General features: G+C 68.6%; 8 protein-coding genes. 2 read left to right on the top strand and 6 right to left on the bottom strand.

Annotation, left to right across the window (positions count from 1 at the left end):
- Nucleotides 1–227: 227 nt before the first annotated feature.
- Complete coding sequence (locus ASG69_RS15580; RefSeq protein WP_056445927.1) at nucleotides 228–1,841, top strand: glycoside hydrolase family 13 protein; 1,614 nt, start codon at nucleotides 228–230, stop codon at nucleotides 1,839–1,841.
- A gap of 21 nt (nucleotides 1,842–1,862) precedes the next feature.
- On the opposite strand, the gene ASG69_RS15575 is transcribed toward ASG69_RS15580, so the two are convergent.
- From ASG69_RS15575 to ASG69_RS15550, 6 genes are all read right to left on the bottom strand, one after another.
- On the bottom strand, nucleotides 1,863–2,534 hold the full coding sequence (locus tag ASG69_RS15575) for a hypothetical protein (protein ID WP_374198289.1): 672 nt from the start codon (nucleotides 2,532–2,534) through the stop codon (nucleotides 1,863–1,865).
- The gene (locus tag ASG69_RS15570) at nucleotides 2,531–2,962 is read right to left on the bottom strand and encodes an acyl-CoA thioesterase (RefSeq protein WP_027505634.1); all 432 of its coding nucleotides are present in this window, start codon (nucleotides 2,960–2,962) and stop codon (nucleotides 2,531–2,533) included. Before ASG69_RS15570 ends, ASG69_RS15575 begins: the two co-directional genes overlap by 4 nt.
- Before the next feature lie 61 nt (nucleotides 2,963–3,023).
- Entirely contained in the window at nucleotides 3,024–7,889 is a 4,866-nt protein-coding gene (locus ASG69_RS15565) for an NAD-glutamate dehydrogenase (protein ID WP_056445930.1), read from the bottom strand.
- Nucleotides 7,890–8,043: 154 nt separating this feature from the next.
- Nucleotides 8,044–9,723, bottom strand: coding sequence for an energy-dependent translational throttle protein EttA (gene ettA, locus ASG69_RS15560; RefSeq protein WP_027505632.1), 1,680 nt, complete (start codon nucleotides 9,721–9,723; stop codon nucleotides 8,044–8,046).
- Nucleotides 9,724–9,865: 142 nt separating this feature from the next.
- Entirely contained in the window at nucleotides 9,866–10,312 is a 447-nt protein-coding gene (ssb, locus tag ASG69_RS15555; protein WP_056445933.1) for a single-stranded DNA-binding protein, read from the bottom strand.
- Nucleotides 10,313–10,449: 137 nt separating this feature from the next.
- Complete coding sequence (locus ASG69_RS15550) at nucleotides 10,450–12,264, bottom strand: ABC transporter ATP-binding protein (protein ID WP_082544543.1); 1,815 nt, start codon at nucleotides 12,262–12,264, stop codon at nucleotides 10,450–10,452.
- Between the two features lie 73 nt (nucleotides 12,265–12,337).
- Between ASG69_RS15550 and ASG69_RS15545 the strand changes: the two genes are divergently transcribed.
- On the top strand, nucleotides 12,338–12,698 hold a 361-nt coding region (locus ASG69_RS15545; protein ID WP_056695820.1), incomplete at its 3' end, for a MarR family winged helix-turn-helix transcriptional regulator.

Raw genomic sequence — 12,698 nt, 5'->3', positions numbered from 1 at the left:
TTGAAGTTCCGCCTGAAAATACCCCACCAAACAAACTTTGGGTAGTTTTCACGCCGATCGTTCCGATTTTCTTGACCTTCCCATGGCATGAACAGCGGACGCGTGGTGATTCTCGTGGGAGCCGGGCAGGCCGGAGGCCGGTCGCAACGAGAAGCCGGGCAGGCCGGAGGGGTCGTGGTGACGGGCGCACCGCCCCTCGCGGCTCGGCCTTTGGCACTATTGCGCCTGTGAGCACTCCGATCGACGCGTCCGCCGGCCCGTCCCCCACCGACGGCCCGTCCGCCCCGGCCCCCTGGTGGTCCGACGCCGTCTTCTACCAGATCTACCCCCGCTCGTTCGCGGACTCCGACGGCGACGGGATCGGTGATCTGGGTGGCATCCGGGACAAGCTCGGATACCTGGAACTGCTCGGCGTCGATGCACTCTGGCTCAGTCCGGTGATGCGGTCGCCGATGGTCGACCACGGATACGACGTGTCCGATCCCCGCGACATCGATCCGCTGTTCGGATCTCTCGAGACGATGGACGCCGTGGTGACGGAGGCGCACGCGCGGGGCATGAAGGTCACGATGGACCTGGTGCCGAACCACACGAGCGATCAGCACGAATGGTTCCGGGCCGCTCTGGCCGCGGCGCCCGGGAGCCCGGAGCGGGCCCGCTACGTGTTCCGGGACGGCAAGGGCGACGGCTCCGAGCCGCCGAACAACTGGCCCAGCATCTTCGGCGGTCCCGCGTGGCACCGCGTCACCGAGGCGGACGGCACACCCGGTCAGTGGTACCTCCACATCTTCGCGCCCGAGCAGCCGGATCTGAACTGGACCGAACCCGAGGTGCTCGCAGACCTGGAGGCGACGATCCGGTTCTGGCTCGACCGCGGTGTCGACGGGTTCCGCATCGACGTGGCCCACGGCATGGCCAAGCCGGCGGATCTCCCGGACATGGATCTGTCCGTGAACGAGCTGATGCGCAACGAGGACGGGGACCCCCGTTTCGACGACGACGGGGTGCACGAGATCCACCGCGCCATCCGCCGGGTCGTGGACGAGTACGACGGCGCGATGACGGTCGGCGAGGTGTGGGTCCAGGACAACGAACGCTTCAGTCGCTACATCCGTCCCGACGAGCTCACCCTGGGCTTCAACTTCCGGCTGGCCGAGTCCGCGTTCGACGCCTCGGCCATCAGGGACGCCGTCGACAACTCGCTCGACGCGGTCGACCGTGTCGGCGGCACGCCGACGTGGACCCTGTCCAACCACGACGTCGACCGCGAGGTCACCCGGTACGGCGGAGGTGAGCAGGGTCTGCAGCGCGCACGCGCGATGGCCCTTGTCCTGCTGGCGCTCCCCGGTGTCGTGTTCGTCTACAACGGCTCCGAGCTCGGGCTGCCCAACGCGGACCTCCCCGACTCCGCTCTGCAGGATCCCGCCTGGTTCCGATCCGGCGGCCAGGAACGCGGACGAGACGCGTGCCGCGTCCCGCTGCCGTGGGAGGGCACCGAGCCGCCGTTCGGATTCTCGACGGCGCGGGAGACCTGGTTGCCGATTCCCGCCGAGTGGGCCCCGCTGACCGTGGAGAGCCAACTCGAGGACGTGGACTCCATGCTGAGCCTCTATCGGACGGCGTTGAGCCTGCGGGCCGCGCGTCCGGAGTTCAGCGAGCCCGGAGTCGAGTGGTACGGGAGCCCTCCCGGGTGTCTGGCGTTCCGGCGCCGCGGCGGCGTCATCTGCGCTCTGAACACCACGTCCGAGCCCATCACCCTGCCGCCGGGAGCGCTGCTGCTCGCCAGCGCACCGCTGCAGGACGGGCTGCTTCCGGCCGACGCGGCGGCCTGGCTCGTCTGAACGAGTCGCGGTGCGGGTCGATCAGGACACCATGAGCGGGATCGTGGCGCCCCGGCTGCGGAACACCGATCCGTAGCGGGCGTCGAGCCGGATCCACGACCGAGCGATTCGCACCCGGACGCGCGCGTCGTCCGCACTCCGCGACGAGTCGGACACCGTGGGCACGAATTTCATGGCGTTGAGCGCGAAGATCATGCGCATCGACACGGGCACCGCCTCGCCGTCGGCCTCGACGGTCACCACGTCCTGATCGAGCAGCGACACGGGCGGGCCGTGATCGGTTCCGTGTTCGCGGGCCAGGGCGACACCACGCTCGGCCAGCTCCACGAACACCGGACCGGGGACGTCGTCCACATGGGTCCACCCGGCGTCCGGCGGCACCGGGCCGCGCCAGGCGGAGTCCATGCCGAAGCCGGGATCGAACGGTGCAGGTCCGGCGGATCGCATCGCCGAGAGGAGCCCGTCCGCGGCCACGGTGACGTCCGACGGCAGCACCCGGGCGCGGATCACGCGGGCGGCGAGGACGTCGAATCCGGTCTCGATCCACGCGACCACGTGACTGTCACCGCGGCGCCGGAGGCGCACCACCGCGCCCGGGTCGAGCCGCGCGGCGTGGGTCAGGAAGGTCGACAGATCGTCCCGGTCCCGCGCGTCCGGGACGGTCACCGACCGCTCGGCCAGTGCACCCGTCACGGCCGCTGCCAGCGCTGCAGGTACTCGCGCTCGTCGCCGGACAGCCGGCGCAGGCGCTGGGTGTCGATGTCGAAGGCTGCGATCTGCGTCGACGCCACGATGGCCGGCGGAGTACTCATCGGTGCGCCGTGCGGGCGCACCTCGTATCCCGCCGTGAAGTCGACGGCCCGCAACTGCTCCACCCACATGAACACGTCGAGAGGCGTGTCCTCGTGGCGCAATTGGCCGCGGTAGCGCACGTGCAGGTCGGCGATCACCGCACTGTTCCGCAGGGTCGCGGTGGGAACACCGTCGGCCATGAGCCACGGGATGCGGGCCTCCTCCAGCAGCGTCACCATGCGTGCGTGGTTGATGTGCTGGTACACGTCCATGTCCGACCAGCGCACCTCGACGGGGCAGTGGAAGCCGATGAGCTCGTCGTCTGTCACGCCCCCAACCTATCCGGCTCGGCGCGGCGCCGGGCCGGGCACGTCCGTCCCCCGGGCGTGGTCAACGCGAGACGTCGGTCCGCGCACCCGCCCCTCGTACCATGCTGCGGATCTGCCGCGCCGCCACCGAGAGCGTCGCCAGATCCAGCGTTCCGGACTCGCCGATCTCCGTGAGGGCCGCTCGGGCACGAGCGAGCCGGGAGGCATTGGTGGACTCCCAGTCGGCGATCATCTCGTCCGCCGTCTCCCCCGGTTCGCCGCCGCCCGTCACGTCGAGCGTGAGGGCACGCAGCGACGAGTACAGGTCGTCCCGCAACGCCAACCGCGCCAGGGAGTGCCAGCGGTCGCCGCGTTCGAGCGTGGACACCGCAGACAGCAGCCAGTCGATGCCGAGGTGCTCGCTGAGGGCGTAGTAGAGGCTCGCCATCACCTCGTCGTCCTCGTTCGCGATGTCCGCCGTCTCGATGACGTCGAGCAGGCAGAACACGTCGAGGAGCCGGAACACTCTGTGCGCGAGCTCTTCCGGCGCGCCCTTCTCGATGGCGGACGTGGCACGGTCGAGTCCGCTGCGTGCCTGCCGACCCTTCAGCCAGGTCGGGAGCTGCGATTCCAGGATCCGCACCTTGCGCGCGAACCTCGTGATCTCGGCACCGACAGCGATGGGCTGCGGCCGGTTCGACAACAGCCAGCGGGATCCTCGGTCGAGGAGGCGACGAGACTCGAGCACCAGTTCGTCGGACGCGTCCGTGGGCATGTCGGCCGCGGCGATCGCGGCCCAGATGTCGTGCAGACCGAAGATCTCGCTCGTCGCCGCGAACGCTCGCGCCGCGTCCGTGCTCCCGACTCCCGAGTCCTCCGCGAGGCGGAAGGCGTAGGTGATGCCGCCGTGGTCGACCGTCTCGTTCGCCACCCGCGTGGCCACGATCTCCCGGCGCAGCGGATGCGCCTTGATGGCACCGGCGAAACGTTCGCGCAACGGCGTCGGGAAGTAGTCCGTCATGAGCGGGGCCAACACGTCGTTGTCCGGCAGATCCGATGCCAGCAGGTCTTCCTGCAGCGCCAACTTCACGTGAGCCATGAGAGTCGACAGCTCGGGCGAGGTGAGACCCAGCCCGTTCTGCAGGCGTCGCGAGATCTCCGACTTCGTCGGCAGCGCGTCGAGCGACCTGTCCACCCGGCCCGACGCCACCAGGTCGGCGATCAGTCGAGCGTGGACGCCCAGCAGTTCGGGGGCGTGTGCCCGTGAGACACCCAGCAGCTCGTTCTGCGCGACGTTGTCCTCGAGAACGAGGGCGCCCACCTCGTCCGTCATGGAGGCCAGCAGGGACTCCCGGTCCTCCGCGGCCAGGTCACCCGACGTCACGGTGGAATCGAGCAGGATCTTGATGTTGACCTCGTGATCGGAACAGTCGACGCCGGCGGAGTTGTCCACGGCGTCGGTGTTGATCTTGCCGCCCGCGGCGCTGTACTCGATGCGGCCGAGCGCGGTCACCCCGAGGTTGCCGCCCTCTCCGACCACGCGCGCCCGCAGGTCCGCGCCGTTCACGCGCACCGGGTCGTTGGCCTTGTCTCCCACGTCGGCATCGCTCTCGGTGCGCGACTTCACGTAGGTGCCGATGCCGCCGTTCCACAGCAGGTCCACCGGCGCCGTGAGGATGGCGCGCATCAGTTCGGGCGGTGACAGGGCGGTGACGTCGTCCGCCAGTCCGAGAGCCGCGCGCACCTCGGCGCTGACCGGTACCGACTTCACGGTGCGTTCGTGTACTCCGCCACCCCTGCTGATCAGGGAGGTGTCGTAATCCGCCCACGACGAGCGCGGCAGTTCGAACAGTCGCCGTCGCTCCGCGAAGGAGGCGGCCGCGTCGGGTGCGGGATCCAGGAAGATGTGCCGGTGGTCGAACGCGGCGACGATGCGGAGATGTTCACTGAGCAGCATCCCGTTGCCGAACACGTCGCCACTCATGTCACCGATACCGACCACGGTGATCTCGTCGGACTGCGTGTCGATGCCGTACTCGCGGAAGTGACGCTTCACGCTCTCCCAGGCACCCTTGGCGGTGATGCCCATCGCCTTGTGGTCGTACCCCACCGACCCGCCCGAGGCGAAGGCGTCGCCGAGCCAGAAGCCGTACTCGGCGGACACCTCGTTCGCGAGATCGGAGAACGTGGCAGTGCCCTTGTCCGCCGCCACCACGAGGTACGAGTCGTCGTCGTCACGTCGCACCACGCGCTGCGGTGGGATCGCGGCGCGGGTGGCACGGTCGAGGTTGTCGGTGACGTCCAGCAGCCCCGCGATGAACATGCGGTAGCAGGCTCTCCCCTCGGCGGTGGTCGCGGAGCGGTCGGTCGCAGCATCGCCGGTCGGAGACGGCGGCTGCTTGACGACGAAGCCGCCCTTCGCCCCCACCGGCACGATGACCGCGTTCTTGACGGCCTGCGCCTTGGCCAGTCCGAGCACCTCGGTGCGGAAGTCCTCGCGCCGGTCGGACCAGCGGAGACCACCGCGCGCGACCGTGCCGAAGCGCAGGTGCACGCCCTCGACGCGCGGCGAGTACACGAAGATCTCGAAACGCGGGCGCGGCTTGGGCAGCACGTCGATGCCGCGAGGGTCGAACTTCAGGGACAGGAAATCGCGCTCGCGACCCTGCTCGTCGACGACGAAGTGGTTGGTGCGCAGCGTCGCTCGCACGAGGGTGAACAGGGCACGCAGCACCCTGTCGGCGTCGAGGCTGACCACCTGATCGATCAGTTCGGCGAGCTCCGACGCGATCTCGTCGGCACGCTCCTCGGACGCCGAGGCGGGATCGAACTGCGCGTCGAACAGGTCGACGATCAGTCGAGCCGTCACCGGGTTGGCGAGGAGAACACCCTCGATGCCGGTCTGGCTGAAAGGGAATGCGGCCTGGCGCAGGTACTTCGCGTACGCCCGCAGCACCACCGCGCGGCGCCACTCGAGACCGGCCCGCAGAACCAGTTCGTTGAAGCGGTCGGCCTCCGCGTGGCCGTTCCACACGGCAGCGAACGCGTCGGTGAATCGTCGGCTGACCACACTCGTCTGGTTCTCGGCGCCCTCGATGACCTCGGGCTCCGCGGACAGGCCGAAATCGTAGATCCAGCAGCGCGTTCCGTCCTTGCGCACCACGGCGTACGGCCGCTCGTCGACCACCTCCACACCGAGGCTCTGGAGGACGGGCAGCACCTGGCTCAGCGAGACCTCGCTGCCGGTCACGTAGAGGGAGAAACGCCAGTGACCCGCCTCGGCGTCGCGCAGGCGGTACAGGCACATGTCGATGTCGTCGCCGACGAGCGCGTCGAGTCGAGCGATGTCGACGAGCGCCCGGTCCGCGTCGAAATCCTGCTTGTAGGCCTCGGGGAAGGCGACGGCATAGCGCGCCGCGTTGTCGGGCGACACCGACCGGTCGGCCGCGGCCGCCTCACGCAGAGCGTCGTCCCACGTGCGGGTGGCGTCGGCGATCAGGGCCCTGATGCGGTCGCGGTTGGCGTCCGTGACGTCGACGGCGTCCGCGCTCTGTCCGTCGAAGCGAACAGTGAAGTGCACCAACGCGAGTGGGCTGTCCGAGACGCGTGCCTCGTACTCGACGTCGGTACCGCCGAGCTCGTGCAGCAGGATCCTGCGGGTCTCGAGACGCAGGCGGGTGGTGTAGGAGTCGCGCGGAAGGTAGACCAGCGCCGACACGAACCGGCCGTACCCGTCGCGGCGCAGGAAGAGCAGCACCTCGCGGCGCAGGGCACTGCGCTCCACGGCCGAGATGGTGTCGAAGAGCGACCTGCTGTCCGCCGAGAAGAGTTCGGTGCGCGGGAAGGACTGGATCGACTCGAGCATGGCCTGGCCGGAGTACGACGACAGGGTGTGCCCGGCGCGCTCGATGACGGTGCGCACGCGATCACCCACGACCGGGATGTCGAGGACGTTGCCGTGCAGTGCGGAGATGGTGAACAGCCCCGTGAACCGGTGCTCTCCCACCGTGTTTCCCTCGTCGTCCAGGTCGTGGACACCGACGAAGTAGGGGTGCACGGCGCGGTGCACCGACGTGGAGCTCGATGCGCGGGTGAGCACGAGAAGGTCCTCGCGAGCGACCACTCGGTCGATCGGCAGGTCGAAGCCCGCGACGGCGCCCGGATCGTCGGATCGCAGGATACCCAGCGCGGACTCGGCGACGGGTTCGAGACCCGCCTCCGTCGCGGTGTACCGGCGGCTGCCGAGCACGCGGAAGTTGCCTTCGGACAACCACCGCAGCAGGCGGGCGGCGTCGTGCCGCGCCTCGGGGGTGACGGACTCGGTTCCGTCCGCGTCTCCGCGGCGTGGTCGTTCCAGACGATCGGCCAGCTGCAGCTGGCGACGCTGCATGGCCTCGGTGTCGTCGACGACGCGACGGACGTCGGCGAGCACGTCGGCCAGCGAGCTCTCGAGCGAGGCGAAGGCCTCCTCGCTCGCCGCGGGGTGCAGGGCCACGTGGATCCACGATTCGAGGATGCTGCCGTCCGCGAGATCGCCGGTCTCGACGTCGGACGGGGTGGCTCCGCCTCGGATGGAGAGGAGCGTGCCGGACTCGTCGCGCACGACGCGCAGGATCGGGTGCACCACCTCGACGACCGCGATGCCGGCTCCGGTGAGCCAGGCGGTGACCGACTCGACCAGCATCGGCATGTCGTCGGTGACGATCTGCAGGGCCACGCCGACGGTGCTGTCGGGTCCGCGGTGCAGGGCGAGAGAGGCGACGCCGGGATCACGACGCTCGGCGAGCTCGAGATGTCGGTGCACCACCGCGGTCGGGTCGGCTCCCGTGGTGGTCCGCAACACGTCCAGATCGACGTGCCCGAAGTACACCGCGCGGAGGTCGTCCGCCCGATCGAGCACCGAGTTCGGCGCCGTTGCCGCCTCGGAGTGCTCTCCCGCTGAAGTCATCGCTGTCGCCTTTCGATCACCACGAGCGGCGGATCCACCGGTCGGGGCGACGTTGTCCGTGGGGTTCGGCTCCCGACCCTAGCCTCGCGAGGCCGGGAGCCGAACACCGCGGTGACGTGGCGTGCGATGAAAATAGGTTACTTACCAGTACATTTCAGTCGCGCGTGAGCTTCCGGTGCGTGACGCGGTGCGGGCGCGCGGCGTCGGGACCGAGTCGCTCGACCTTGTTGGCCTCGTAGCCCTCGAAGTTGCCCTCGTACCAGTACCAAGCGGCCTCGTTGTCGCCGAAGCCACCTTCCCACGCCAGAATGTGCGTGCACGTCCGGTCGAGGAACCACCGGTCGTGCGAGATCACGACGGCGCAGCCGGGGAACTCCTCGAGGGCGTTCTCGAGCGAACCGAGCGTCTCGACGTCCAGGTCGTTGGTGGGCTCGTCGAGCAGGATCAGGTTGCCGCCCTGCTTGAGCGTCATCGCCAGGTTGAGGCGGTTGCGCTCGCCACCGGACAGGACTCCGGCCGCCTTCTGCTGGTCGTGACCCTTGAACCCGAAGGAGCTGATGTACGCCCGCGACGGGAACTCCTGCGTACCGATGGTGATGAAGTCCAGGCCGTCGGACACGGTCTCCCACACGGTCTTGGCGGGATCGATGCCGGATCGGTTCTGGTCGACGTAGCTCAGCTTGACCGTCTGACCGATCTTGACCTCGCCGCCGTCCGGCTCCTCGAGACCGACGATGGTCTTGAAGAGCGTGGTCTTTCCGACGCCGTTGGGGCCGATGACACCGACGATGCCGTTCCGCGGAAGCGTGAACGACAGGTCCTTGATCAGCACGCGGCCGTCGAAGCCCTTGTCGAGGCTCTTGACCTCGACCACGACGTCGCCGAGGCGCGGCGGGTTGGGGATCTGGATCTCGTCGAAGTCGAGCTTGCGCATCTTGTCGGCCTCGGCCGCCATCTCGTCGTAGCGATCGAGACGTGCCTTGTTCTTGGCCTGGCGAGCCTTGGCGCCGGAGCGGACCCAGGCGAGTTCGTCCTTGAGGCGCTTCTGCAGCTTCTGGTCCTTCTTGCCCTGGACCTCGAGACGCTCGGCCTTCTTCTCCAGGTAGGTGGAGTAGTTGCCCTCGTAGGGATAGAGGCGACCACGGTCGACCTCGCAGATCCACTGCGCGACGTGATCGAGGAAGTACCGGTCGTGGGTCACGGCCAGGATGGCACCCTGGTACGCGGCCAGATGCTGCTCGAGCCAGAGAACCGACTCGGCGTCGAGGTGGTTGGTGGGCTCGTCGAGCAGCAGCAGGTCCGGCTTGCTCAGCAGCAGCTTGCACAACGCCACACGACGCTTCTCACCACCGGACAGGTGGGTCACACCCTCGTCCGGCGGCGGGCAGCGCAGTGCGTCCATGGCCTGCTCGAGCTGCGAGTCGATCTCCCACGCGTCGGCGTGGTCGAGCTTCTCCTGCAGCTCGCCCATCTCCTCCATCAGCTCGTCGGAGTAGTCGGTGGCCATCAGCTCGGCGATCTCGTTGTACCGCTTGAGTTGGACCATCGTCTCGCCGAGACCGTCCTCGACGTTCTCGCGAACCGTCTTGTTCTCGTCGAGCTCGGGCTCCTGCATGAGGATGCCGACGGTGGCGCCCTGCGCGAGGAACGCCTCACCGTTTCCGGGCTGGTCGATCCCGGCCATGATCTTGAGGATCGAAGACTTGCCGGCGCCGTTGGGGCCGACGACGCCGATCTTCGCTCCCGGCAGGAAGCTCATCGTCACGTCGTCCAGAATGACCTTGTCGCCGTGCGCCTTGCGCACCTTCTTCATGGTGTAGATGAATTCCGCCACGAGTTCCTCTCGATGTGCTCACCAGCGTGTGTGCCGGGCGGATCGCGCCGGCTGAGATGCCGACGACGGGGCCGACAACTGGGAGATGTGCTCGACGCGGAAGTCTACCGGGACCGACCGGTGCCCGTGAAACCGTTCGCGGTCAGCCCACCGGCACCGGCTCGGGCTCGGCCGTGTCCACCGCGGCCTCGGCGACGGTCTCGCCGGACTCCTGCCGCTCGGCCGCCTGACGCGGCCGGTCCACCCTGACGTGGCACCGAGCGAGATCGGGTCCCACCGCGGTGGCTCGGATCTCGAGATCGGCTCGGCCCACGCCCTCCTTGGTCGTGTACTCGTTGGTGTGCGCCTGCCCGAAGACGATGACCGAATCGCCCTTCATCAGCGACGCTCCGACCCCCGACACCAGACGTCGCCAGCAGCTGACCGAGGCGTAGAGCGTGTCCCCGTCCTGCCACTCCCCACTCTCGCGGTCCATGCGGCGCGAATTGCTGGCCACGCGGAAGCTGAGCACCTCGTCGCCGGACGGCGTGGTGCGCTTGATCGGATCGGTGATGACGGTGCCCACCACGGTCAGATACGACTCGTACATCGTTCCCCCCTCTCGCGGTCGATCCGGTACCGACCGCGCACCCGACTCTGCGCCGCTCGCACCGCGGACAGAAGGGCCCGCGAGCACCTGTGGACGGCCGTCCACAGAAGCGCCGCGGGGGTTGACAGGAGGAGTGGTCAGGCAGTGACCAGCGAGTCGCCGGACGCCGCCAGCAGTGCGGCGTAGGCACCGCCGCGGGCGACGAGCTCGTCGTGGGTTCCCGATTCGACGACGTGCCCGTGATCGAGCACCACGATGCGATCGGCCGACCGCACGGTGGAGAGTCGGTGGGCCACCACGATGGTGGTGCGGTCCTGCTCGAGCTGGTCGATAGCGTCGGCCAGAGCACGTTCGGTGGTGGTGTCCAGAGCGCTGGTGGCCTCGTCCAGAACGAGGACGGGCGGGTTGCGCAGTACGGTGCGCGCGATGGCGAGGCGCTGTTTCTCGCCGCCGGAGAACCGGTAGCCACGCTCCCCCACCATCGTGTCGTAGCCGTCGTCGAGCGAGGCGATGAAATCGTGGATCTGCGCTGTGCGAGCGGCATTCTCGATGTCCGCGTCGGTGGCGTCGGGCCGCGCGAAGCGGAGGTTCTCGCGGATCGTGTCGTGGAAGAGATAGGTCTCCTGCGACACCACCCCGACCGTCGCGGACACGTCGGCGAGCGAGAGATCGCGGAGATCGACACCGTCGACCTCGACCGACCCGGACGTCGGATCGTAGAGCCGCGCCGTCAGATACCCGAGTGTCGTCTTGCCGGCGCCGGTCGCTCCCACGATCGCCAGGGTGCTCCCGGCGGGGACCGTGAGGTCGATGTCCGTGAGCGTCGGATGTGCCGCACCCGGATAGTCGAAGCCCACGTGGCGGAAGCGCACCTCACCGCGTCGGGCCGTCGGATCGATCGGCGTCGGTACGGCGGGTTCGTCGATGTCCACCGGGAGATCGAGGTACTCGAAGACTCGGCCGAACAGAGCCAGGGAGCTCTGCACCTCGACGCCGGTGTTGAGCAGCATCATCGTGGGGCGGAACAGCTGAGTCTGGAGGGTGGTGAACGCGACCAGCGTTCCCACCGTCAACGCGCTGCCGTTGCCGATGGTGATGCCGGCGAACCAGTAGACCAGGGCCGGCATCGCGGCGAAGCTGATCGACATGGTCGCCATGCGCCACTTGCCCGCCATCATCGAGCGGAGTTCGACGTCGGCGACCTCGGACGAGCGTTCGGTGAACCGATTCGTGAGGACCGACGACGCGCCGGTCGTCTTGCCCAACAGGATGCCGCTCACCGAGAGCGACTCCTCCACCTGGACGGACAGATCGCTGAGCAGGCGTTGCCGCACGGTGGAGATACGGCGACGCTCGTCGCCGACCCGCCGAGCGATGCGGACGAACACCGGCAGGATGGCGAGCGAGAAGAGGGCCAGTTTCCAGTCGAGCAGGAAGAGCGCGACGACGGTGGCCATGACGGTGGTCGCGTTCTGAGCGATCGACGTGGCCGTGTTGGTGACGACGGACTGCATGCCGCCGATGTCGTTGGCGATGCGCGACTGCACCTCGCCGGTGCGGGTGCGCGCGAAGAAGCCGAGCGACTGACGCTGCAGGTGCGAGTAGACCTGCACGCGGAGCTGATGCATCAGGGCCTGCCCGATGCTGTTGGACATCCAGGTCTGGGCGACGCCGAGACAGCTGGTGACGACGGCGATCGCGATCATGCCGGCCGCGAGGATCGTCACCAGCGTGACGTCGGCGTTCGGGATGGCGTGATCGAGCATGTCGCGCAGGAGCAGCGGCGATCCCAGTGCCACGACGGCGCTGAGGGTGATGACCGCGCTCACCGCGGCGACCCGGCCGCGATAGGGCCGGAAGAGGGCGACGACGCGCCCGAGCGGTGCGGGTTGGTGGTCCGCAGATGTCACGGGGGACTGCACCGGCCTTGCCGGTGTGGTGGAGGAACGCATATGACCTCCCTGATCGGGTAGAACTGAGGTTACCTCATTATGAGGTCGACCGCTGCAACGCTAGTATCGTCCCGTGCATTCCCACGAGAAGGACCCGGCCGATCTGGTCATGATGGTGGCCAGGTCGATGCGGCGCCGCCACATGGCCGCACTCGAACCTTTCGGACTCTCGCCCTCACACGGACGGGCACTGCGCGTGCTGTCCGGCGCGGCGGGACCACTTCGGCCCGGAGATCTGGCGGAACGGTTGCGCATCGCACCCCGATCGGCAACCGATGTCGTCGACGCGCTGGAGTCGGCCGGCTACGTCGCACGGCACGCCGATGCCACCGATCGTCGCGCGGTTCTCCTCGACCTCACCGACGAGGGGCGGGCACTCGCGGACACCATCGCACAGGCGCAGCGCAGCGCGTCCGAGGCGATGTTCGCCGGCC

Origin of the sequence: Rhodococcus sp. Leaf225 (assembly GCF_001426145.1) — a bacterium.
Classification (GTDB): Bacteria; Actinomycetota; Actinomycetes; order Mycobacteriales; family Mycobacteriaceae; genus Rhodococcoides.
Note: the sequence above shows the minus strand (reverse complement) of the source record. Positions and strands in the feature narration are given on the sequence as shown.

Excerpts from the sequence above, each read along its gene's own strand:
- ASG69_RS15565 (WP_056445930.1), bottom strand. The coding sequence starts at position 7,889 with ATGACTTCAGCGGGAGAGCACTCCGAGGCGGCAACGGCGCCGAACTCG.
- ssb (WP_056445933.1), bottom strand. The coding sequence starts at position 10,312 with ATGTACGAGTCGTATCTGACCGTGGTGGGCACCGTCATCACCGATCCG.
- ASG69_RS15550 (WP_082544543.1), bottom strand. The coding sequence starts at position 12,264 with ATGCGTTCCTCCACCACACCGGCAAGGCCGGTGCAGTCCCCCGTGACA.